Here is a 24414-nt window from a genome sequence, read left to right on the forward strand (position 1 = left end):
GAAATCTCCTTTGTGTAAAATATTCTATATTTAGTATAACAAATATCGAAAGCGCTTTCAAACAAAAATAGAAAAAACATACAAAGTTGCCCCAAAAAGTCTCTCAGATGAATTGCTGAGCATAGGGGTCTTCCTAGTTCCAAGTGCTATTTGCAATATCCGAACCTTCTGTCTTTATTTTCTGAAATAGTATACAAAATCCTTGAATTTATGCTACAATGAGACAAACTAAAAATGATTGGAGCCAAGCATGAAAGCAATTATTACCGTTGTCGGAAAAGATAAAACAGGGATTGTAGCCGGAGTTTCCACCAAGATTGCGGAGCTGGGGCTGAATATTGACGATATTTCCCAAACCGTTTTGGAGGAATATTTTACCATGATGGCCTTGGTGTCCAGCGATGAAAAGCAAGATTTTACGGTACTTCGCAATGAGTTTGAAGCTTTTGGCCAAGAGCTCAACGTCAAAATCAACATTCAAAGTGCAGCCATTTTTGATGCCATGTACACTATCTAAGGAGTGAAGGATGGATATTAGACAAGTAACAGAAACCATTGCCATGATTGAGGAGCAGAATTTTGATATTCGGACCATCACCATGGGCATTTCACTCTTGGACTGTATCGACACAGATATTGATCTGGCGGCAGAGAAGATTTACCAAAAAATCACGACCAAAGCGAAAGATCTGGTGGTAGTTGGGGACGAAATTGCTGCCGAGCTTGGGATTCCCATCGTCAACAAGCGGGTCTCTGTGACTCCGATTTCGCTGATTGGGGCAGCGACAGACAGCAGAGACTATGTGCCTCTGGCCAAGGCTTTAGACAAGGCGGCCAAGGAAATCGGTGTTGACTTTATCGGCGGCTTCTCGGCCTTGGTTCAAAAGGGCTATCAAAAAGGCGATGAAATTCTAATTAATTCCATTCCACGTGCTTTGGCTGAGACGGATAAGGTTTGCTCCTCTGTCAATATCGGCTCAACCAAGACTGGCATCAATATGACGGCAGTGGCGGATATGGGGCGGATTATCAAGGAAACAGCCCAGCTTTCTGACATGGGGGCGGCCAAGCTGGTCATCTTTGCCAATGCGGTGGAGGATAATCCCTTCATGGCGGGCGCCTTTCATGGTGTCGGTGAAGCAGATGTGGTCATCAATGTCGGTGTTTCTGGGCCAGGTGTTGTCAAGCGGGCCTTGGAAAAGGTCCGTGGTGAGAGCTTTGACGTGGTCGCTGAAACGGTCAAGAAAACGGCCTTCAAAATCACTCGTATCGGTCAGTTGGTCGGTCAGATGGCCAGCGAGCGTCTGGGCGTCAAGTTCGGGATTGTTGACTTGAGTCTGGCTCCAACACCGGCGGTCGGGGATTCAGTGGCCCGTGTCTTGGAAGAAATGGGCTTGGAAACAGTCGGTACTCATGGTACGACAGCGGCACTTGCCCTGCTCAATGACCAAGTCAAAAAAGGCGGTGTCATGGCCTGCAATCAGGTGGGCGGACTATCTGGTGCATTCATTCCTGTTTCTGAAGATGAGGGCATGATTGCAGCTGTGCAAAATGGCTCGCTCAATCTAGAAAAGCTAGAAGCTATGACAGCTATCTGCTCGGTAGGTTTGGATATGATTGCCATTCCAGAAGCGACACCGGCTGAAACCATCGCAGCCATGATTGCGGATGAAGCGGCGATTGGAGTTATCAATCAGAAGACAACAGCTGTGCGGATTATTCCGAAAGGCAAGGAAGGCGATATGATTGAATTTGGCGGGCTCTTGGGAACAGCTCCGGTCATGAAGGTCAATCAAGCTTCGTCTGCTGCCTTTATCGCGCGGGGCGGTCAGATTCCAGCGCCTATTCACAGCTTTAAAAATTAAAAAGCTAGATTTGAAACAGCTTTTAAGAAAGCATCATAAAGGACAGCTATTCAGTTTCCGAGTAGGAGTTTGCGGGATTGAGTCTAGCTGGATGCTTGAAAGATAGGGGATTATAAGGAGATTGTTTAGGTTATGAATAAAAGAGAGCTAGCTGAGCTGGCCCTTGATTTAGGTTTGGATTTTGATAAGGAGAGCGGCATTATATATGGCCGTAGAGGGGATTATGCTTTTTATCTAGAGACTATAACAGATGGCGACGAATTTGCGATTTTTTTCTCAGTCAGATGTGAGCAGGGCTATATCGGTCGAGATACCTTGGAAGCTTTGATCAACGATTCTGAGGTCTTGATTGATTTTGAGAGAGCTGGCTATAACTTGGCTTGTCAGATTTTGGCTGATCAGGATCGAGATCTGCTGCCGGATATTTTGGAGGAGGCTATTGAGGACTGCACCCGCTACTTTGAGGAGCAAGGGCTGGTTAGCGCCTGTGAAAAAACCGGTGAAACCGGAGATGTGGACCTGTATCAGATCAAAGGCGATTGGCTCTTTCTCACGCCATCTAGCTATGAGCGGATGATTTCCATCTCACAGGATAAGGTGACAAAGCGTTCCCTTCCTCATCAAAGTCCGCAGAAAATACATTATTTTCTGGGTGTTCTCGGAGCATTCTTGACGAGCTTGCTTGGCGCATGTCTTGTCTTCTTTCTGACAGGTGCATCCTTGGCCATGGGCTTCATATCAGGTTTTACACTGCTATTTAGCATTGCTTGCTATGAAAAGTTTGTCAAAGGTATTTCTGTTTTAGGAATTGTGGCAAGTTTCTTTTTTACTTTAGCGATGAGCTTTGTAGCTGTTCAAATTGGTTATGCCAATTCTTTTTACCAAGGGGAAGGCAATATTTTGCAAGCCGTTATCGCTATTAATAAAGCCGCTTTATCCGGACAGTTTGGTCTTAATTATTGGCTCCATTATCTGTACATTGTTCTTGGATGTGTCAGTGCTGTAAAAGTTCATATTAAGTCTCTATAGTTGATTAGATGCTGACTTCAAAGTGAGCAGCTGTCTATCATAGTGGGAAACCGGGTTCTCCCTCTTCTTTATCTAAAGAATACGAAGGCCTATACTATAATAAACAAAGAAAAAATAAAAGAGGTGAAGTATGTCAAAAACAAGACTCTATGTTATCCGTCATGGCAAGACCATGTTCAATACTATCGGCCGGGCTCAAGGTTGGTCTGATACCCCGCTGACTGCTAAAGGGGAGCGCGGTATTCGCGAGCTGGGTATCGGATTGCGAGAGTCTGGTTTTCCTTTTGTCAAGGCTTTTTCCAGTGATAGTGGTCGGACCATTCAGACCATGGGGATTATCCTAGAGGAGCTGGGCCTGACTGGTCAGATTCCCTATCGCTATGACAAGCGCATCCGGGAGTGGTGTTTCGGCAGTTTTGATGGTGCTTATGGTGGTGAGCTCTTTCATGGCGTTATCCCACGAGTTCTTAAGACGGATAATTACAAAGAACTCAGTTGGCCGGATTTGGCGAATGGCCTGGTAGAAGTGGATTCGGCAGGTTGGGCTGAGCCTTGGGACAAGCTAAGCGGTCGGATTTTAGAAGGATTTGAAGCCATTGCTAGAGAGGTGGAGTCCTCAGGCGGTGGCAATGCTCTGGTCGTCAGCCACAGTATGACCATTGGTACTTTGGCTTATCTGGTTGATGAGAATATCACGAAAAATCCTAATGTCGACAATGGCAGTGTCACAGTGCTGGAGTATGAAGATGGTCGCTTTAGCATCCAGGCCTTGGGTGATGTGTCTTACCGTCAGGTTGGTGCAGCTATATTGGATCGAGAAAATCAAGAATGAGCAGGAGTTTTGAGACTCCTGCTTTTTGCTTTGAAAGCCAGATGGAGCCAATTTCTTCATAAAATGGTATAATATGAAAAGAACAACGGAGGAAATGAAATGGCAAAAACAAGATTATACTTGGTTCGTCATGGCAAGACCATGTTTAATACTATCGGCCGGGCTCAAGGCTGGTCTGATACCCCATTGACTGAAGTTGGGGAACGTGGCATTCATGAGTTGGGCATTGGCTTGAGAGAAGCTGGGCTTGATTTCAAATTGGCCCGTTCCAGCGACAGCGGCCGGACTATTCAGACCATGGGCATTATTCTGGAGGAGCTGGATCTGACTGGTCAGATTCCTTATACCTTTGACAAACGGATTCGCGAATGGTGCTTTGGCAGTTTTGATGGTGGTTATGATGGGGAACTCTTTATGGGTGTGATGCCCCGGGTTTTCAATATTGAGCACGTTCATCAGCTCAGCTATGCTGAGTTGGCAGAAGGCCTTGTAGAAGTCGATACAGCAGGCTGGGCAGAAAACTGGGAAAAGCTCAGCGGCCGAATTTGGGAAGGCTTTTCAGCCATAGCTGAGGAGCTGGAAGCTGCTGGCGGTGGGAATGCCCTTGTAGTCAGCCACGGCATGACCATCGGAACCTTTGTCTATCTAATCAATCGAACTCGGCCTCATGGTTTGGACAATGGCAGTGTGACGGTTGTAGACTATGAAGACGGTAAATTCACAGTAGCTTGCGTCGGAGACATGTCTTATCGAGAGGCCGGTGCCAAAGTAATGGAGGAAGAAGTTGAAGCGCGCTAAACATCGCAAAGAAAAGAGAAAATCGAAGTCTAAGAAGATTGGGTTAACGCTTTTGTTGTTAATCATCTTGTGTCTGGCAGCTGGAGGAACGGCGATTTATTTCCGTCCGTCCTTGTTACAAGATCTGCTTGCAAAGATTCAGTTTTCGGGTTCGTCTAGCAGTTCTGCTACGAAAGGCTCTTCTGGCTCAGAGAGCTCGCAGTCTGATTTGCCCAAGGTTTCTTCTACTGACTGGAATTTGATTTTGGTCAATCGAGACAACCAGCAAGAAGAAAAAACACCTGATCTGACTCAGATTGGAGAGGTGCAGGTCGACAGCCGTATTGCTGAAAATACTCGGCAATTCCTAGCAGCAGCCCAGGCGATAGCTCCTGAAGAAACTTTAATCTCTGGCTATCGCAGCCGAGCTGAGCAGGAGGAACTCTATAACGAAAAAGTTGCTGGGGAAGTTGCCAAAGGCTTGTCAAATGAAGAAGCAGTCAGCATCGTGCTGAAGCAGGTGCAGCTTCCAGGAGCCAGCGAGCATCAAACGGGCTTGGCTATTGATATGAGCGCTCCAGAAGGCCAGGGGGATGAATTGGCAGCCAAAATTGCCCAACTAGCTCCGCAGTATGGCTTTGTCCTTCGCTATCCAGATGGCAAGAGTGACATTACTGGAGTTGATTTTGAGAACTGGCATTACCGCTATGTCGGTGTGGAGAATGCCCAGTATATGCAGAAGCACAATCTGGTTCTGGAAGAATATATCGCCCTACTCAAGGCGGCGGGAAAATAAACAAGTAAGTCAGGTGTTCCTGGCTTTTTTTATGCTGATTTATCAGGATGCAGGTCTCTAATCTCTTATGCTTCTGACTTAAAGCAGCTTTAGCTGCAAGTATGGAAAGATAAAAATGAATCACTTTCTGTAAAAATATTTATAAATCCTTGACAACTATATCGGACTGCGATATAATTTTTATATCAAGGTTCGATATATCGAGGTGAAAGTGAGATGAAAAGATGAGTGGATTGACAGAAAAGCTTAGGAGAGTCTATGTGCCAATGACAGAGACAGGTTTTTATATCCTCTTCTGTCTTCAGAAAGAGAGGCATGGTTACAGTATTACTCAAAAAGTCAAGGAGCTGACAGAAGGACAGCTATCTATTAGCCCGGGAACCATGTACGGGACTTTGGCAAAGATGGAAAAAGATGGTCTGATTGCCTTTGTTCGTGAGGAAGAAAAGAGAAAACTCTATTCTATCACGGAGCTTGGAAGCCAGATTTTAGAGTTGGAAATCCAGCGGATTGAGCGCCTTTACCGCAATAGTAAGGAGGAAGTTTGATGGAAAAGAAAATTGTCTATAAAATCTTTACCATTGCAGACTATGACAGAGAAGCAGCTTATTTTAAAAAAATGCATAGCGAAGGCTGGAAATTGAAAAAAGTAAGTTATTCTCCCTTTCTTGTTGCAGTTCGCTATACTTTTGAAGCCTGTCCGCCTCAGGAAGTGGCCTATCAATTAGATTTTCGCCCCATAAAGAAGGCGGAGCAAGAATCCTATTATCAACTATTTGAGGATTGTGGCTGGGAGCATATTACAAACTTTAATCAATTTTCTTATTTCCGCAAGCCGGTTTCTCAGATTGATGCAGACAGTGATCTTGAAATCTATAATGACGCATGGTCTAAGCTAGAAATGGTCAAGCGTTTGCTTGTATGGCGGTTTTTACCAGCCATCATGGTTTTGTGTGTCACTACCTATCTCATCCTAGATATTTCCCAGAAAAGTTTGAAAGCAAGTCTATTATTCAAATCAATCTTAGCAATAGACTGTCTTATATTGCTCATTCTGTTCTGTCAACTGGTCCATATTGCCTTGCGTTTTTGGAAAATGAGGCAGGAACTGAAAGACTGATTGCGGTTTTGGTAAATATGGTTATGAAAGCGAGGAAAAACAATGAAAAAGACCATTATTGAAGTGCAAGGCTTGAAAAAGAAGTTCAAGGAACAAGAAGCCTTGGCAGGAATCGATTTTTCCATCCGAGAGGGAGAAATCTTTGGCTTCCTAGGGCCTTCTGGATCTGGTAAAACCACGACTATCAATATTTTGACTGGACAGTTGTCTGCAGATGCTGGGACAGCTCATGTGCTGTCTGCACCGGTTGAGGATTTGAAGGCAGAAGTGCTGGAGCAGATAGGGATTGTCAGCGATGGCAGTGGTTTTTATGAAAAGATGTCACTTTATAAGAATCTCAAAGCCTATGCCATGCTATTTGGGGTTAAGATGGCAGAAGTCGATGAACTCCTCCGAAAAGTGGGGCTTTATGATAGTCGCAACAAGGTGGCTGAAAAATTATCTACTGGTATGAAACAACGGATGCTACTGGTTCGAGCCCTGATTAATCAGCCCAAATTGCTCTTTTTGGATGAGCCAACCAGTGGTTTGGATCCGTCAACCTCTCGCACCATTCATGAACTACTGCTGGAACTAAAAGCTCAGGGGACAACTATTTTTCTGACGACTCATGATATGCAGGAAGCTACCCTCTTGTGTGATCGCTTGGCCTTGCTAAGTAAAGGAAAACTAGTCGAAGTAGGCAGTCCGCATGAGATAATCCAAAAGTATAATACAGATAAGAGGGTTCGTTTAGAATATGAAGATTTGACGACGAAGACAGTTACCTTTGATGAACTGCAAGGTGGTTTGGATTTGTCCAATGTTATCAGTATTCATTCCTGCGAACCAACTTTGGAAGATGTTTTCATCACTTTGACAGGAGGTACCTTAAATGTCTAATAAATTAAAAGGTATGATTTGGCTAAGAGGTCAAGTGACACTAGCTAATAAAAGTATTCTATTGCAGGTTTTCATGCCGATTTTCCTTATTTTTCTCTATAAATTTATTTTTTCTTTGAATGGAGCTGGTAAGGAAATTGGAGCGGATAAACTAGCTACTATGTTGCTTACGATCTCTCTGCCTTTCTCTCTAGCCATGTCTGTTGGAACACCTATTATTATCATCCTAGCTGAGGAAAGAGAAAAACGTAATTTGCAAAGTTTGCGCTTGGCTGGTGTGACAGCTGGTCAATACATTCTCTCTGCTTTAATCTGGCCAGCAATTATTGGGATTTTTTATATCGTCATTACCCCAATTTTGGTAGGAGCTAAGCTTTCTAATCATCTGTTCAGCTATAGTTTGGTTCTCTTATTGACCATGCTGGTCTTAATTTTCTTCTTTTTAATGGTTGGTCTGTTTTGTAAAAATCAGGTCATGGCACAATCTCTTAGTGTCCCAGCCATGCTCTTGGCGGCATTTATTCCTATGTTTTCAAATATGAGCGAGGATTTATTTAAGGTGCTGCGTTATAGCTTTATGGGCCTATTTACTAGCTATATGAAAGATTGGTCTCATTTCCATTTATGGAGCGGAGAATTTTTGGCTCTGCTAGTTTGGCTGCTTCTTTTTGTAGGAATTTCTTTCTATTTGATGCGCCGTTTGCAAATCTTGGACGACTAATCTAGGTCGCTAGACTGATTTTTAGCACTCTTGTAAAAAGAGTGCTAATTTTTTGAGTTTTTGTCTTGACTTTGGAGTAGAAGAGTGTATAATAGAATCATGAGTTAGCACTCGAGATGGTTGAGTGCTAATCAACAGCAGAATCTTGATTGGAGGTGATGCCGTGGTCACGGAGCGTCAAAATGAGATTTTGAATTTGATTATTGATATCTTTACCAAGACTCACGAGCCGGTCGGCTCCAAAGCCCTGCAGGATTCTATCAATTCTAGTAGTGCCACCATCCGAAACGATATGGCGGCTTTGGAAAAGCAGGGACTTCTGGAAAAGGCGCATACGTCCAGCGGCCGTAAGCCGAGCGTGGCTGGTTTTCAGTACTTTGTCAAGCATTCTCTGTTCTTTGATCGTCTCGCTGAGAATGAACTTTATGAGGTTATCAAAGCCTTTGACCATGAGTTTTTCAACTTGGAGGACATTCTTCAACAGGCAGCGGACCTTTTAACCAAGCTCAGTGGATGCACGGTTGTTGCACTGGATGTAGAACCCAGTCGGCAGCGTTTGACAGCTTTTGATATTGTTGTGCTCAGTCAGCACACGGCTCTGGCAGTCTTCACCTTGGATGAGTCCAATACCATCACTAGTCAGTTTATGATTCCGCGCAACTTCTTAAAAGAAGACCTGGATAGGCTTAAAGGCCTAGTAAGGGAACGGTTCTTGGGACAGACAGTGCTGGACATCCATTACAAGATTCGGACGGAAATTCCGCAGATTATCCAGCGCTATTTCACCACGACGGACAATGTCATTCAACTCTTTGAGCATATCTTTGGTGATATTTTCAAGGAAAATGTGATTCTGTCTGGCAAGGTTCAGCTCTTGGAATTTTCAGACCTGACGGCTTATCAGTTTTTTGATGACCCACAGAAAGTAGCTTTTGAGATTCGCGACAGCTTGGCTGAGGATCAGATGCAAAGCGTACGTGTGGCAGACAGTAGAGAAAGCTGTTTGGCTGATTTGACACTGATTTCCAGCAAATTCCTGATTCCTTATCGAGGATTTGGAGTTCTGGCAGTTGTCGGTCCGGTCAATCTTGACTATCAACGGCTGATCAGTCAGATGAATGTCGTCAACCGAGTGCTGACCATGAAACTGACCGACTTCTATCGTTACCTTAGCAGCAATCACTACGAAGTCCACTAAATATAGTATAAATATTCCTAAAAAGGAGGTGCCTTGTGGCAAAACATAAACAAGAAGAACATCCAGAAGATGTGGAAGTAAAAGAGGAAGCTGTAGAAACAGCTGAGCAAGCTGAATCAGCAAGCCCTGAAAAATCAGAATTAGAACTAGCTAATGAGCGGGCAGAAGATTTTGAAAACAAATATCTCCGCGCTCATGCAGAAATGCAGAATATCCAGCGCCGAGCAAATGAAGAACGCCAACAGCTGCAGAGGTACCGCAGCCAGGACCTGGCAAAAGCTATCTTGCCTTCGATAGATAATCTGGAGCGCGCGCTTGCCGTTGAAGGGCTGACAGATGATGTCAAAAAAGGACTGGAAATGGTGCAGGAAAGCTTGATTCATGCTCTCAAAGAAGAGGGCATCGAAGAAATCCCAGCTGACGGAGCTTTTGATCATAACTATCACATGGCTATTCAAACTGTTCCAGCTGACGATGAGCACCCAGTTGACACTATCGCGCAGGTCTTCCAAAAAGGCTACAAACTTCATGACCGTATCCTAAGACCGGCTATGGTCGTAGTTTACAACTAGGCGAGTCACTAATATTTGCGAAGTGAACTGCCAATCAGTTGCTGCGTAAGACTTGTCCGAAACGACAATAAACTATGAAAGAAAGATAAAAAATTGTTCAGCTTTGCTTCTTACGAGCGAAGCGAACCAAAGAAAAGTATCAAAAATAAAATTAAAGTAAAAAGAGGTAAAAATATGTCTAAAATTATCGGTATTGACTTAGGTACAACAAACTCAGCAGTGGCAGTTCTTGAAGGAACTGAAAGCAAAATCATTGCAAATCCAGAAGGAAATCGTACAACACCATCTGTAGTGTCATTCAAAAATGGTGAAATCATCGTTGGTGATGCGGCAAAACGTCAAGCAGTAACAAATCCAGATACAATCATTTCTATTAAATCAAAAATGGGAACATCTGAAAAAGTAGCTGCCAATGGCAAAGAATACACTCCGCAAGAGATCTCAGCTATGATTCTGCAATACTTGAAAGGCTATGCAGAAGAATACCTTGGTGAAAAAGTAAGCAAAGCGGTTATCACAGTTCCAGCTTACTTTAACGACGCACAACGTCAAGCGACTAAAGACGCTGGTAAAATCGCTGGTCTTGAAGTAGAACGTATCGTCAACGAACCAACTGCAGCAGCCCTTGCTTACGGTCTTGACAAACAAGATAAAGAAGAAAAGATTTTGGTCTTTGACTTGGGTGGTGGTACCTTTGACGTTTCAATCCTTGAGTTGGGTGATGGTGTCTTTGATGTATTGGCAACTGCTGGTGACAACAAACTCGGTGGTGATGACTTTGACCAAAAGATTATCGATCACATGGTAGCTGAGTTCAAGAAAGAAAATGGCATCGACTTGTCAAATGACAAGATGGCGCTTCAACGTTTGAAAGATGCAGCTGAAAAAGCTAAGAAAGACCTTTCAGGTGTGACTTCTACTCAAATCAGCTTGCCGTTTATCACAGCTGGCGACGCTGGACCTCTCCACTTGGAAATGACTCTGACTCGTGCTAAATTCGACGATTTGACTCGTGATTTGGTAGAGCGCACTAAAGAACCAGTTCGCCGTGCTCTTTCTGACGCAGGCTTGAGCTTGTCAGAAATCGACGAAGTAATCTTGGTTGGTGGTTCAACTCGTATACCGGCTGTTGTAGAAGCTGTTAAGGCTGAAACTGGTAAGGAACCAAACAAATCAGTGAACCCTGACGAAGTAGTTGCTATGGGTGCTGCTATCCAAGGTGGTGTTATCACTGGTGATGTTAAAGACGTTGTCCTTCTTGACGTAACACCATTGTCACTTGGTATCGAAACAATGGGTGGTGTCTTCACTAAGCTGATTGACCGCAACACAACGATTCCAACTTCTAAATCACAAGTCTTCTCAACTGCAGCGGACAACCAACCAGCTGTTGATATCCATGTTCTTCAAGGTGAACGCCCAATGGCAGCAGATAACAAGACTCTGGGACGTTTCCAATTGACAGATATTCCAGCTGCTCCTCGTGGAATCCCTCAAATCGAAGTAACATTTGACATCGACAAGAACGGTATCGTATCTGTTAAGGCTAAAGACCTTGGAACTCAAAAAGAACAACACATTGTCATCCAATCTAACAGCGGCTTGACTGACGAAGAAATCGACCGCATGATGAAGGATGCAGAAGCGAATGCTGAAGCAGATAAGAAACGTAAGGAAGAAGTTGACCTTCGTAACGAAGTTGACCAAGCTATCTTTGCGACTGAAAAGACTATCAAGGAAACTGAAGGCAAAGGCTTCGACGCAGAGCGTGACGCTGCCCAAGCTGCTCTTGATGAACTTAAGAAAGCGCAAGAAGATAATAACTTGGACGACATGAAAGCTAAATTGGAAGCTCTTAACGAAAAAGCTCAAGCACTGGCAGTGAAACTCTATGAGCAAGCTGCTGCAGCTCAACAAGCCCAAGCAGGAGCAGAAGGAGCTGAAAACGCGGGCTCAACTAAAGCAGACGACGATGTCGTAGACGGAGAGTTTACGGAGAAATAGGCGGTGAGACAGAACTAAAAATTGAAAGTTTTTAGTTCGTAGTCGAACCCCCGCGAGGATGATTAGGATTTTTGGGAGTCTGAAAGACGAACCTAAAATCCAATCAGCTACCGCGTCAAAAATTTTTCGAAAAATATTGTTTTGAAAATTTCACGTCGTAATGATAGGAAGAAATCCAGAGGTTGCAGCCCAGCCTCTGTTTTTCGCTAAACTAGAGGGTGACGCTTATGAAGAAAGTGCTCTGTTTAATTTATCCTAATTTTTCACTTTGTGAAGTAGTTAGTCTGACCAGTACTTTAGCTCTATCTTTTGGTGTTGAGGTTGATTATGCTGGTTCAGATAGAAATGTTATAACATCAGAAGATGGACTTCCCTGTCAACCTACTAGAACACTGGATGAAGTAGTTATCGAAGACTATTCTTGTGTTATTTTGTCAGGAATGATAAACATTGCTCCTGCTCTGCATGATGAAAAATTGATTTCTTTCCTAAGAAGTTTGAAGCAGCAAGAAGTTTTAATTGCAGCTATTTCCTCAGCTCCCATTTTATTGGCGAAAGCAGGTTTATTGAAGGATACTAAATTTACTGGTGGGATTTGGCAAAACTTTTTTGACTATTTTGAATTTCTTCCGCGTGAAAATTTCAAAGCTCAAGCTGTTCTGCAAGATAATAACATCATTACAGCTGTTGGCTTTGCACATCAAGCGTTTGCAAGAAAAGTGCTTCTTAGTCTAGGTTTGGTAGATAATGCTGACAACTATTTTAAAGAACGGAATCAGTATTCGGAAGAGGACTTGATATTCACTTTATCAGAAGAAGACTTTGCTGAAATGATGCATGAATTTGAAAATACCCCCTGATCAATATTTTCTAAAATTTAAAGAAAGGAACATAGGTGTTCGCAACTGAACACGGGTTCCAAGAATTCTGACTCAATATAAAAGAAAGGAACTGAACCCGACCTAAATTCTTGGAAAAAATAGAAATCAGCCTTGGAGCATCGCTCCGTCGCCTGATTTCCTATTTTTCAGTCGAATTTTACGGTCTTGGTATCTTACATGAACAATACAGAATATTATGACCGTCTAGGTGTCTCTAAGAATGCTTCTCAGGATGAGATCAAGAGAGCCTATCGGAAATTATCTAAAAAGTATCACCCCGATATTAATAAGGAAGCTGGGGCGGAGGACAAATACAAAGAAGTCCAAGAGGCTTATGAAACGCTGAGCGACGAGCAAAAGCGGGCAGCCTATGATCAATACGGCGCAGCGGGAGCTAATGGTGGCTTTGGCGGTGGTGCAGGCGGCTTCGGTGGCTTTGATGGCTCCGGCTTCGGTGGCTTCGAAGATATCTTCTCTAGCTTCTTTGGTGGCGGTGCTTCACGTAATCCTAATGCTCCGCGCCAAGGGGACGATCTTCAGTATCGTGTAAATCTTCGCTTTGAGGAAGCCATTTTTGGAGCTGAGAAGGAAATAAAGTATAACCGCGAAGCGACCTGTCATACCTGTGCTGGGTCTGGTGCCAAGCCAGGGACTAGTCCTGTTACCTGTGGCCGCTGTCATGGCTCAGGTGTCATCAATGTTGATACCCAGACACCGCTTGGCATGATGCGTCGGCAAGTGACCTGTGATGTCTGTCACGGCCGAGGGAAAGAAATCAAAAGTCCTTGTGAAACCTGTCATGGAACGGGGCATGAAAAACAGGCTCACAGCGTCAAGGTCAAAATCCCTGCTGGTGTGGAAACTGGTCAGCAGGTCCGTCTGTCTGGTCAAGGTGAAGCAGGCTTTAATGGCGGTCCTTATGGTGACCTTTATGTCGTGGTCCAAGTTGAGCCGAGTGACAAGTTTGAGCGCGATGGCTCTACCATTTACTACAAGCTCAATCTCAACTTTGTCCAAGCAGCTCTTGGTGACAGCGTGGACATTCCAACTGTTCACGGGGATGTCGAGCTGAATATACCAGAAGGAACACAGACTGGCAAGCGTTTCCGTCTGCGTGGTAAGGGAGCACCGAGTCTGCGTGGTGGAAGCATGGGTGACCAGTATGTTACTGTCAATGTTGTGACACCGACTGGCCTCAACGATCGTCAAAAAGCAGCCCTCAAAGAATTTGCGGAAGCAGGTAATATCTCGGTCAATCCTAAGAAAAAAGGTTTCTTCGACAAAATGAAAGACGCTTTGGAAGATTTGTAATCAGATAAAAAGGAGCAGCCAAAAGCTGTTCTTTTTATGTTTACTCGGATAAAAAACATAATTTAGCTGAAGAAGCCAGTTCGTCTAAACGCCTTTTCTTTAAAATAAATTCGCTAGAAAAGGTGAAGCGATTTTTTAATCTCTTCTTTTACAAAAATAAATGATTTTTTTAAGCAAAATCTATTGTAAAAATTTCCTAAAAGATATATGATAATACTAAGTGTATAAACGTATCTTTTTGGTCTACTGGGGAGTTGGCTAAGAAGATATAGGGAGATTAGCTTTATACATTTTAGGAAAAAGGGGATTTATAAAGTGAAAAGTTTTAAAAAAGTGCAGGAGCGAATTCAGAAATATTCGATTCGCAAATTGTCTGTCGGTGTGGGCTCAGTTGCCATTGCAGCTCTGATTTTTGGGAGCTCTTTGTCCAGTTCGACAGTTGCTGCGGATGAAGTAGGAGGCGGTGCGACTGCTCACTATACTTATGTTGAAGAGCAAGAGCTAACAGATCAGGAAAAAGGGCTGATTAAGAAAGGTCTGCCTGAAAATCTGCAAACGGGGGAAAACTATTACCTGATTTATCGGAAGCAAGATGGGCAAACTGTCTTGCCGCGTACAGGAAATAATGGACAGCCGCTTCTCGGCTTATTTGCGGGAACGGCTATTTTGGCTGTCTTGGTATTCTCACGAAAGAAATCTGGCAAATTACTAGGAGTGCTTTTGCTAGGCAGCTTGGGACAGACTGTATTACAGTCTCCTCAAGCGTTTGCGCTAGAAAATCGGGCATTGCTTTCATATAACCGTCAAGTTGCGGTTTCGTCAACAGTTTCTGAAGCGGATGTGACCATTGCTGGCTATAACTATATCGGTTACTTTACCGCTTCTGATTTGCTGGCTTTGACAGGAACCAAGCCGGCCTCCTTATCAGCTGGCCAAGAAGCTCGAGGACAAGCAGAATTATCAGAAGCTGCAAAAGAGGATTCTGATTCTATTGATCGAGCTGCTCAGGCAGGGTTGCTGTATCAGCTGAACCCTGCTGCAAATGATTCAGGACAGTCAGGGAAGCTTCCAGCTCCTCAGCCATCCAATCCAACTATAGAGACGGCAAAAGGGGAAAGCTTACAAGAGCCAGCTTTGCCAGAGTACACGGGCGGCGTTAATGGCGAATCGCTAGTTCAAGCGGACAATCCTAGCTATACAATTTCGGAAGGCACGGCAGGAGATACAGCCCCGGTTGAGCCGGCCCTCCCAGAATACACGGGCAGTGTTAATGGTGAATCACTAGTTCAAGTGGAGAATCCAGACTACACTGCCCCAGTAGGCATAGCAGGAGATACAGCTCCAGTCGAGCCAACTCTACCAGAATATACTGGTGGTGTTAACGGCGAATCGACAGTTCAAGCGGACAATCCAGTCTATGATGCGCCAATTGGTACAGTTGGTGACATAGCCCCAGTTGAGCCAGCTTTGCCAGAGTACACTGGCGGCGTTAACGGCGAGTCAGTAGTTCAAGCAGACAATCCAGTCTATGATGCTCCAGTAGCTACAGTTAGTGACCCAGCTCCGGTCCAGTCAGGCCTCCCAGAATACACTGGCGGCGTTAACGGCGAGTCGACAGTTCAGCCAGAACAACCTAGTCTGCATACAGACATCAAGTTGGAAACGATTGAGCCTCAAGTTGTCAACAAGACAGATGATAGCCAGTATCTTGATGAAGAGACCACTGTTGATGGAACTCCAGGACAAAAAGAAATTGTAACCAGCTATGAAACCTTAGATGGTAATCGCATATCGGAGCCACAAACAACTGAAAGAATCTTGCATGAAGCAGTTGATACAGTGGTCACTCGGGGTAGCAAGGCTCGAATCAATAAAGAAGAATTGAGCAAGCAGCTGGCTTTAGCAGCAGCTGTGGATCCAGCAGTTTACACCAACCAATCCTATCAGCAGCTACAAGCAATTAAGAATATGGCTACGACGGTTTATCAAACTTCGTCAAGTCAAGATGAAGTAGATGCGGGTGTTAACCAACTCAAGCAGGCTTTGGCCGACTTATTGGCCCTTAAAGCAGCACCAAATCTGACTGTTTCAGCGGTTAAGAAGGATGAATTGCAGAAATCAGTTCAGATTCAATACCAGCTGACGGACAGAGATCAAGCCTTTAGTAGTGCTCAAGTTCGTCTGAAGAAAGATGGGCAGCTGATAGCAGAGCAGAATTTGACGGCCGGCCAGTTGACTGCTAGCTTCAGTAGTTTGGACTACTATACACCGTATAAGATTGAGACGACTCTGTCCTATGACTTAGGAAATGGTTCTGAAAGTCAGGAATTAGCTCAAGAGACAGTCCAGCTTGACCTGAAGAAGGTGGAGCTCAAGTCCATCACTAATGTCTCCTTGATGAAGGTTGAGAATGGTCAGACAAAATTGATGCCTACTTTGGCTGAAAAACCAGCAAATCTGGACCAATATTACCTGCACTTTACATCAGACCAATTTAAGGACACTGTCCTGCCGGTTACCTCTATCGAGGAAGTGGTCGTTGATAACCAGCCTGTCTTTAAAATCCAGGCTCAGCTGCCAGACTTGCTGCAAAGAAGCGCAACCGGTCTTCAAAACAGCTTTGATTTTTATCTGGAAAAGGCCAAGAAACGTGAAGGAAATGTCTACTATGACTTCCAAGACCTTTTGGACGGCATCAAGGAAGATCCTTCTGGAACCTTTATTCTGGGCCGAAGTATCAGTGCCAAGCTGATTGACAAACCTGCTAACAGCAAGTCTTACTTGCCAGGTGAGTTCAAAGGTCATCTGATTGGTGGTCAAAATGGCGAACGCCATGCAATTTTAGACTTGGCGCATCCTCTATTTGATACGATTACTGGCGGAACGGTCAAGGATATTGACTTTAAGCGAGTCAATATGGTTTATCCAGATTCGCAAGCGGGCGATACAATTGCCACAATTGCTGCTCGCTTGAAGAATAAAGGAGTAATCGAAAATGTCAATGTCCAAGGATACTTGGAAGGAAGAGACCATATTGCCGGTCTGGTTAACAATATAGAAGGCCAATCTCGCGTTGAAAATGTCTCCTTTAAGGGTCGTATTAAGTCCAAGGGTGGAAACTCTGTTACAGCCGGTATCGCGGGAACTAATGCTATGTCCTTGGTGAAACGCGCTTATGTCGAAGCCGATATTTGGGTCAAAAGTGGTCAAAATGCAGGTATGCTGGTCGCTCAAAACTTCACTGACTATTCAGGTTCAGGCTGGGGTAACTGGGGCAGATTGATGCAATCAGTTGCCAAAGGTAAGTTAGAGGATGCGGGCTCAAGAAATTCAGCTGGTATCGCTGCTTCCATTTGGCCGTATGGAACCATCAATGACACTGTCAGCTATGCAACGGTAGTGAACGGTAAAGAGCTCTTTAGCTCAGATAATGAGATTACCGATGCTTGGATGGGACAAAAACTCCAAAACCTCTTTGGTGTTCAGGGACAAAGCTCTGGAACCAAGACAGGTAAAGATGCTAAGTTCCGTCGCTTGACAGAAGCAGAAGCTGAGCAAAAAGTCAAGAGCTATCAGATTACGGCTCTTGAGCAAACCAGCGCAAATGAAGTAACAACTGAGAAGCTAAATGCTGCTATCCTGAGAACAAGTACTTATCAAGATAAGCCAGGTTACAAGGCAGAAAATGAACAGCTTTATCAGAACCTCGAGCGCTTTATGCCTTTCTACAACCAAGAGTTCTTGATTCATGAGGCCAATAAGCTGGTGGATGCTGGTAAAGCAGGAGACCTGTTGACTAAGAAAGTTCTAGCAGTTCAAGCCCTGAAGGGCAATCAGTTTGTTGCTGGCGGAACGGATGCAGATAAGATCTTAGTCCATTTTGCAGACGGAAGCAAGACCATCTTCAATCTTCAAAATCAAGCGCGATTTGAACAGACGACTCTGCCAGAATATCAAATCGCAGAACTTGGTACAATCTATACTCCAAATCACTCAACGGCGGTCAAAGAAGACATACTGGCTCAGCTGACTGAGAGCTTGAAGAGCTTTGACCTGTACAGTGATGAAGTTTATCGTTCTGTTGGTCTGCCTAATGATAATGACAAGGTCAACAAAGTGAAGCGTCTCTTCTTGGATGAATCTCTGGCTGAGGTGAAAGCCAACTTGCAGGATATGCTTGGTAAGCTCCTGGCCAATGAATGGACAAGATTCCATGCTGACAATCCAGCAGCCAACGAAGCTCTGAAAGCTAAAATCGAAGAGAATAAGACGGCTATCATGCTCGGTCTGACCTATCTCAACCGTTATTACGATCTCAAGTTTGGCGACTACAACCTCAAGGAGCTGGTGCTCTTCAAACCTGACTTCTATGGTGAAAAAGTACCATTGCTGGATCGCTTGATTAAGATTGGTCGTTCGACAGAAAATCAACTGAAAGGGGCAGACAATGTCAATATGTTTGCACGTCAGTTGAAGGCTGAGTCCAAGTCTAGTGATTTGGTGGCTTACTTGGATTACAATCGTCGTCTGCTGACTGACTTTGCGGACATGGATTCTTGGTTCAAGGATGCAACTCGAGGATTTATTCAGTTTGAAGAACGCCAGTCAGAAGTCGAGGAGATCAAGTCTGCTAAGTATCGCGTCTTTGATAACCTCAACTCTGAATATTTCAGCAACTATATCCTTCCGCTGCTAACCTTGAAAAATACGCGCTTAGCTATTCTGTCAAACTATAGCACGATGGCCTTTGTCAACAGAGACAAGCGCCGGTCATGGTCTGATGAACGATTTAATGCGCGCATCAAGGAAGTAGCGACCCAGCATCGAAATCACGTAGACACTTGGTACAAACTGCTCTCAGATGATATCAAGTCCAGAATGGTCAAGCAAAATGTAACGGCTGTATGGGATGGTTTTGATGTAGAAGGACGTGGCTGGATTGATGTCAACGGAAATGATAATAAGGGCAATCCTTATGCACCATCCCGCGAGTTCTTTAACCTAGTTGGTGGCAGAGCTGGTGGCTGGTACAAGTCAAATGGCTATGGTGCCCACGCTGCTGGTTCAATCCGTGTGAACTTCGAGGCCTTTGATCTCTTGACAGAATACGGTGTGTCCGTCTTCACGCACGAACTCACCCACGTCAATGACAGAGATATTTATCTGGGCGGACATGGCAGACGACAAGGGATCGGACCAGAAGGCTATGCTCAAGGGATGCTCCAATCACCTGTTCCTGATCAGCCGGGCTGGGGTGCTCTGGGTCTCAATATGGCCTTTGATCGTCCAAATAATGGTAGTCTCATTTTCAATAGCTCGCCAAGTCTCTTCAAGAACCGAGCAGACATCGACCATTACATGAAGGGCTATAATGATACTCTCATGCTGCTGGATTACCTTGAAGGTCAAGCGGTTGTGGATAGAGGAAATGCAGCTGTGGCTAAATGGTTCAAGAAGGTTGAGCCAAAGGTTGTAGATGCTCGAACTCAATATGATGTCGTGAGAGAGTTGACAGCAGAGGAGAAAGCGGCCATGTCAGTCTCTTCTGTAGAGGACTTGGTTGACCAAGGCTTGCTGTCTAACCGTGCGGTTGACAATCGAACTTATAATCCTGCTGATTACGACTCTAGTTACATTGCGATCGACTTTATGACAGGTATCTATGGTGGCGGCCAAAACAATACTGGAGCGCCAGGTGCCTTGATGTTCAAGCATAATACCTTCAGAATCTGGGGTTACTATGGCTATGAAAAAGGCTTCGTAAGCTATGCTTCCAATAAACACCGTAAGACAGCCAATGAGCAAGGTGTGACTGGTTTGAGCGATAACTTTATCATCAAGCAAATTTCTGGAGGTGAATTTGAAACTATGGAAGCCTTCAAGAAAGCTTACTTCAGAAAAGTTGTGGATAAAGCACAAACCTCAGGTATTAAGCCAGTGACTGTCAACGGAAAAGTCTATCACACTTATGAAGAGCTGAAAGCTGGCTTTGCAGAAGCTGTTGACAAGGATCTGAAGAAGTCTCGTGTCGATGAACGGGCAACCAAGGACTTCAAGTATGCTGTCTTTACGCAGCTGCTGAAGAACACCAACAGCTTTATGGATGAAAACTCCATTTGGGGTTCCTAAGAAAAAGTGTTAGATTTGCTGCATGTGTAACTGCAAATAATGACCTTTAGCAATATGTAATCAATAACCCATTTGAATTAGCTCTGTTTGTGTTATCACTGACAGTCTGATTCAGATGGGTTGTTTTGTTGTATAATGGCAAGTCAAAGTGCGGATTATCCCTATTTCTTATACAATATTTTTCAAAAAATCTGTCCCCGGACAGTTCCTGCTTTTAGGGCTTGCTGGGGGCTTTTTTTCCTGCTAAAATAAACACATGACACGTTATAAAGCGATTATTTCCTATGATGGCTATGGCTTTGCTGGCTTTCAGCGACAGCCCCATGCCAGAAGCGTTCAGGAAGAGATTGAAAAGACCCTGACCCGTATCAATAAAGGTCAGCCTGTGGTCATTCATGGAGCTGGCCGAACTGACAGCGGTGTTCACGCCCTGGGCCAGGTACTGCATTTTGATTTACCAGAAGAGCGGGATGAAGAGAAATTGCGTTTTGCCTTGGATACCCAGACGCCGGAAGATATTGATTTTATCAGTGTGGAGCAAGTGTCAGATGATTTTCACTCTCGCTACAATAAGCATAGCAAGACCTATGAATTTTTGGTGGATATCGGCCGGCCCAAAAATCCTATGATGCGCCATTATGCCACACATTATCCCTATCCTTTGGAGCTGGGTCTGATAGAAGAAGCGATTGCTCAGCTAGAGGGGACGCATGATTTTACAGGCTTTACGGCTTCAGGGACCAGTGTGGAAGACAAGGTTCGGACCATTACCGAGGCCAAGGTCCGCTTTGATGCAGAGCGTAATTTTCTGGTCTTTACTTTTTCGGGCAATGGCTTTCTTTACAAGCAGATCCGCAATATGGTCGGTACCTTGCTCAAGATTGGCAACAAGCGCATGCCGGTGGAGCAGATTCAGAAGATTTTAGCGGAGAAAGACCGTCATCTGGCAGGGCCAACAGCCGGTCCAAACGGTCTCTATTTAAAGGAGATTCGTTATGAAGAATAAGTTGATTTTAGCCCTTTCGGGCAATGATATTTTTAGCGGCGGTGGACTGCATGCCGATTTAGCTACCTATACGGTCAATGGCCTGCATGGTTTCGTAGCTGTGACTTGCCTGACGGCGATGACTGACAAGGGATTTGAGGTCATCCCAGTTGAGGAAGAGGTTTTTGCCCAGCAGTTATCCAGTCTCAAGGATGTTCCTTTTTCTGCTATTAAGATAGGGCTTTTACCCAATCTGGAAATAGCAGAGCAGGCTTTGGCTTTTGTCAAGCAGCATGGGGATATACCAGTAGTGCTGGATCCTGTTCTGGTCTGCAAGGAAAATCATGACTTGGAAGTCAGTGCACTGAGAGAAGAAATCATCAAGTTTTTCCCTCATGTCAGCATCATCACGCCAAATTTGGCAGAAGCTCAGCTATTGACCCAAAAAGAAATCAAAAGTCTGGAGGATATGCAGGCTGCAGCCAAGAAGCTCTATGATTTGGGAGCCAAGCATGTAGTGATAAAGGGCGGCAATCGCTTGAGCAAGGAGCGGGCGGTGGATGTTTACTATGACGGCCGAGATTTTGAGGTCATGGAATCGCCAGTGCTGGCCAGCAACAATACTGGAGCGGGCTGCACATTTGCTTCCAGCATTGCCAGTCAGCTGCTTCTAAGCAAGTCTCCACTTGCAGCAGTTCAATTGTCTAAAGATTTTGTTTACCGAGCGATTCAGCGCTCAGATCAATATGGGGTAGTTCAGTATGAGAAATAATCAGGTTAAAAAATTAGTTATCTTAGCTTTCATCACAGCTCTATCTGTGGTTTTGGGGAATTTTTTAAAAATCCCAACTCCGACAGGCTTTTTGACACTGCTGGATGCAGGGATTTATTTTACAGCCTTCTACTTTGGCCGCAAGGAAGCGGCTATTGTCGGAGGCCTTTCAGGCTTTTTGATTGATATGATTGCTGGCTATCCTCAGTGGATGATTTTCAGTCTGATTTGCCACGGACTTCAGGGGTTCTTTGCTGGCTTTGAGGGCAAGAAACGCTACCTTGGGCTGGTCTTGGCTGCAGTAGCTATGGTCGGTGGCTATGCCCTCTTTGGTAGTATTATGAATGGTGTCGGGGCTGCCCTAGCCGAAATCTTAAGTAATTTTATGCAGAATGCTTTTGGTTTAGCAGTCGGTTTTGCCCTCTACAAAGCCTTCCCAGAGGGTTTGAAAAAGACGATTGCAGTGAAATAAACGAGGTGAGACATGGACTTAGCTAAGATTGGAGCAGAAACTCGTCAGATTGTTCTAGATGTTTTGGACAAGGCTGCCTTGGTCGAGGGAGATGTCTTTGTTCTGGGTCTATCTTCTAGTGAGGTTGTCGGAGGCCATATCGGTCAGAATTCCAGTCTGGAAGTTGGACAAGTCATTGTCAAAACCATACTGGATATCTTAGAAGAGGAAGGTATCTTTCTTGCAGTTCAGGGATGTGAGCATCTCAATCGCGCCCTCGTAGTTGAAAGAGCCTTGTCGAACAAGAAGGATTTGGAGATAGTCAATGTTCTGCCTACTCTTCATGCTGGAGGCAGCGGTCAGCTAGCGGCTTTCCAATACATGAAGGATCCTGTTGAGGTAGAGTTTATTGTCGCTCAGGCGGGGCTGGATATTGGCGATACTGCTATTGGCATGCATGTCAAGCATGTGCAGATTCCTATCCGACCGATTCTCAAGGAATTGGGAGCTGCCCATGTCACAGCTTTAGCCAGCCGTCCCAAGCTAATCGGCGGCGCTAGAGCGGCCTATACAGAGGATAAGATTAGGAAGGGATAAAAGGAAAAATAATTTTGAAAAAAACTCTAATTATGCTATAATGGGTTGTATTCAATAAATTTTAAGGAGAAATGACAGAATGTCTGTATCATTTGAAAACAAAGAAACAAATCGCGGTCTTTTGACTTTTAGCATCAGTCAAGAGAAAATCAAGCCAGCCTTGGACCGTGTATTTAACTCAGTAAAAAAAGATATTGCTGTACCAGGTTTCCGTAAAGGTCGCCTTCCACGTGCTATCTTCAACCAACGTTTTGGTGAAGAAGCCCTCTACCAAGATGCTTTGAACGCTCTTCTTCCAGAAGCATACGAAGCGGCTGTCAAAGAAGCAGGTATCGAAGTAGTTGCTCAGCCTCAGTTTGATGTCGAGTCTATGGAAAAAGGTCAAGACTGGGTCATCAAAGCTGAAGTAGTCACTAAGCCAGAAGTTAAGCTGGGTGCTTACAAAGACTTAGAAGTAACTGTTGAAGCTACTAAAGAAGTGACTGACGCTGAAGTAGATGAGCGCATTGAGCGTGAGCGTAACAACTTGGCTGAGTTGGTTCTTAAAGAAGGTCCAGCAGCTGACGGTGATACAGTTGTGATTGACTTTGTTGGATCTGTTGACGGAGTTGAATTTGACGGCGGCAAGGGCGATAACTTCTCACTTGGACTGGGTAGCGGTCAATTCATCCCAGGATTTGAAGAGCAGTTGGTTGGCCACAGTGCAGGTGAAACAGTGGACGTTGTCGTAACCTTCCCAGAAGACTACCAAGCAGAAGACTTGGCAGGCAAGGGAGCTAAGTTTGTGACAACTATTCACGAAGTTAAAGAAAAAGAAGTTCCAGCATTGGACGACGAACTTGCAAAAGACATCGACGAAGAAGTTGAAACTCTTGACGAGCTGAAAGAAAAGTACCGCAAAGAATTGTCAGAAGCTAAGGAAACAGCTTATAAGGATGCGGTAGAAGCAGCAGCTATTGATCAAGCAGTAGCAAACGCTGAAATCGTTGACTTGCCAGCTGAAATGGTCCACGAAGAAGTACACCGCGCTGTTAATGAATTCTTGGGCAACATGCAACGCCAAGGAATCTCACCTGACATGTACTTCCAAATCACTGGAACTACTCAGGAAGATCTGCACAAGCAATACGAAGCAGATGCTGAGTCACGCACTAAGACAAACCTTGTCGTAGAAGCAGTTGCTAAGGCAGAAGGTTTTGAAGCTAGCTCAGAAGAAATCGAAGCAGAAGTAACTTCATTGGCTTCAGACTACAACATGGAAGTAGAACGTGTTCGTCAATTGCTGTCAGAAGATATGCTAAAACACGACATTGCTATCAAGAAAGCTGTTGAATTGATTACTAGCACTGCGAAAGTGAAATAAGCTTCATCATTCAAAATGAGATTATTTGAAACTAGTGTACAGATGCACTAGTTTCTTTTTGTACTTGTTCCGTGATTTTTCCTGGATTTTCTTTTGACGAAAATAGAAATTTATCGTACAATAGAAAGT

Annotated in this window: 21 protein-coding genes; all 21 read left to right on the plus strand. The window is 44.4% G+C overall.

Features of this window, described 5'->3' with window-relative positions; genetic code table 11:
- Positions 1–250 precede the first annotated feature (250 nt).
- The 21 genes from AX677_RS06525 (at position 251) to tig (ending at position 24285) form a co-directional block, all read left to right on the plus strand.
- Positions 251–517 (plus strand): ACT domain-containing protein, encoded by a 267-nt coding sequence (locus tag AX677_RS06525; protein ID WP_002911697.1) that lies wholly within the window; start codon positions 251–253, stop codon positions 515–517.
- A 10-nt stretch (positions 518–527) separates the two neighbouring features.
- On the plus strand, positions 528–1865 hold the full coding sequence (locus AX677_RS06530; protein WP_002911698.1) for a PFL family protein: 1338 nt from the start codon (positions 528–530) through the stop codon (positions 1863–1865).
- A 132-nt stretch (positions 1866–1997) separates the two neighbouring features.
- Complete coding sequence (locus AX677_RS06535) at positions 1998–2894, plus strand: hypothetical protein (protein WP_060976570.1); 897 nt, start codon at positions 1998–2000, stop codon at positions 2892–2894.
- A 130-nt stretch (positions 2895–3024) separates the two neighbouring features.
- Entirely contained in the window at positions 3025–3726 is a 702-nt protein-coding gene (locus AX677_RS06540; protein ID WP_060976571.1) for a histidine phosphatase family protein, read from the plus strand.
- A 99-nt stretch (positions 3727–3825) separates the two neighbouring features.
- Positions 3826–4524 (plus strand): histidine phosphatase family protein, encoded by a 699-nt coding sequence (locus AX677_RS06545; protein WP_060976572.1) that lies wholly within the window; start codon positions 3826–3828, stop codon positions 4522–4524.
- Positions 4511–5299 (plus strand): D-alanyl-D-alanine carboxypeptidase family protein, encoded by a 789-nt coding sequence (locus AX677_RS06550; protein ID WP_060976573.1) that lies wholly within the window; start codon positions 4511–4513, stop codon positions 5297–5299. The genes AX677_RS06545 and AX677_RS06550 overlap by 14 nt, the downstream gene beginning before the upstream one ends.
- 224 nt (positions 5300–5523) lie before the next feature.
- Complete coding sequence (locus AX677_RS06555; protein WP_060976574.1) at positions 5524–5847, plus strand: PadR family transcriptional regulator; 324 nt, start codon at positions 5524–5526, stop codon at positions 5845–5847.
- Positions 5847–6419: a DUF2812 domain-containing protein gene (locus AX677_RS06560; RefSeq protein ID WP_060976575.1), complete on the plus strand. Its 573-nt coding sequence runs from the start codon at positions 5847–5849 to the stop codon at positions 6417–6419. The genes AX677_RS06555 and AX677_RS06560 overlap by 1 nt, the downstream gene beginning before the upstream one ends.
- Positions 6420–6461: 42 nt before the next feature.
- Positions 6462–7301, plus strand: coding sequence for an ABC transporter ATP-binding protein (locus AX677_RS06565; RefSeq protein ID WP_060976576.1), 840 nt, complete (start codon positions 6462–6464; stop codon positions 7299–7301).
- Complete coding sequence (locus AX677_RS06570) at positions 7294–8022, plus strand: ABC transporter permease (RefSeq protein WP_060976577.1); 729 nt, start codon at positions 7294–7296, stop codon at positions 8020–8022. Before AX677_RS06565 ends, AX677_RS06570 begins: the two co-directional genes overlap by 8 nt.
- Positions 8023–8185: 163 nt before the next feature.
- The gene (hrcA, locus tag AX677_RS06575) at positions 8186–9220 is read left to right on the plus strand and encodes a heat-inducible transcriptional repressor HrcA (RefSeq protein WP_060976578.1); all 1035 of its coding nucleotides are present in this window, start codon (positions 8186–8188) and stop codon (positions 9218–9220) included.
- A gap of 35 nt (positions 9221–9255) precedes the next feature.
- Positions 9256–9792 carry a nucleotide exchange factor GrpE gene (grpE, locus tag AX677_RS06580; RefSeq protein ID WP_060976579.1) on the plus strand — a complete coding sequence of 179 codons (537 nt, stop codon included), beginning with the start codon at positions 9256–9258 and terminating at the stop codon, positions 9790–9792.
- A gap of 174 nt (positions 9793–9966) precedes the next feature.
- Positions 9967–11796 carry a molecular chaperone DnaK gene (dnaK, locus tag AX677_RS06585; RefSeq protein WP_002905346.1) on the plus strand — a complete coding sequence of 610 codons (1830 nt, stop codon included), beginning with the start codon at positions 9967–9969 and terminating at the stop codon, positions 11794–11796.
- Positions 11797–12023: 227 nt separating this feature from the next.
- Positions 12024–12656, plus strand: a complete 633-nt coding sequence (locus AX677_RS06590) for a DJ-1/PfpI family protein (protein WP_002920194.1) — start codon at positions 12024–12026, stop codon at positions 12654–12656.
- Positions 12657–12854: 198 nt separating this feature from the next.
- A complete protein-coding gene (gene dnaJ, locus AX677_RS06595; protein WP_002893708.1) occupies positions 12855–13988 on the plus strand; it encodes a molecular chaperone DnaJ in 1134 nt (377 codons plus the stop codon).
- Positions 13989–14303: 315 nt separating this feature from the next.
- On the plus strand, positions 14304–20117 hold the full coding sequence (locus AX677_RS06600) for a ZmpA/ZmpB/ZmpC family metallo-endopeptidase (RefSeq protein WP_060976580.1): 5814 nt from the start codon (positions 14304–14306) through the stop codon (positions 20115–20117).
- Positions 20118–20373: 256 nt separating this feature from the next.
- Entirely contained in the window at positions 20374–21123 is a 750-nt protein-coding gene (gene truA, locus AX677_RS06605) for a tRNA pseudouridine(38-40) synthase TruA (RefSeq protein ID WP_060976581.1), read from the plus strand.
- Positions 21113–21874: a bifunctional hydroxymethylpyrimidine kinase/phosphomethylpyrimidine kinase gene (locus AX677_RS06610; RefSeq protein ID WP_060976582.1), complete on the plus strand. Its 762-nt coding sequence runs from the start codon at positions 21113–21115 to the stop codon at positions 21872–21874. Before truA ends, AX677_RS06610 begins: the two co-directional genes overlap by 11 nt.
- Entirely contained in the window at positions 21864–22346 is a 483-nt protein-coding gene (locus AX677_RS06615; RefSeq protein WP_060976583.1) for an ECF transporter S component, read from the plus strand. The genes AX677_RS06610 and AX677_RS06615 overlap by 11 nt, the downstream gene beginning before the upstream one ends.
- Positions 22347–22358: 12 nt before the next feature.
- Entirely contained in the window at positions 22359–22922 is a 564-nt protein-coding gene (locus AX677_RS06620; protein WP_060976584.1) for a TIGR01440 family protein, read from the plus strand.
- A gap of 79 nt (positions 22923–23001) precedes the next feature.
- Positions 23002–24285 (plus strand): trigger factor, encoded by a 1284-nt coding sequence (gene tig, locus AX677_RS06625; RefSeq protein WP_060976585.1) that lies wholly within the window; start codon positions 23002–23004, stop codon positions 24283–24285.
- Positions 24286–24414 lie beyond the last annotated feature (129 nt).

It is taken from the genome of Streptococcus sp. CCH8-C6 (assembly GCF_001557225.1).
GTDB classification, from domain to species: Bacteria; Bacillota; Bacilli; order Lactobacillales; family Streptococcaceae; genus Streptococcus; species Streptococcus sanguinis_C.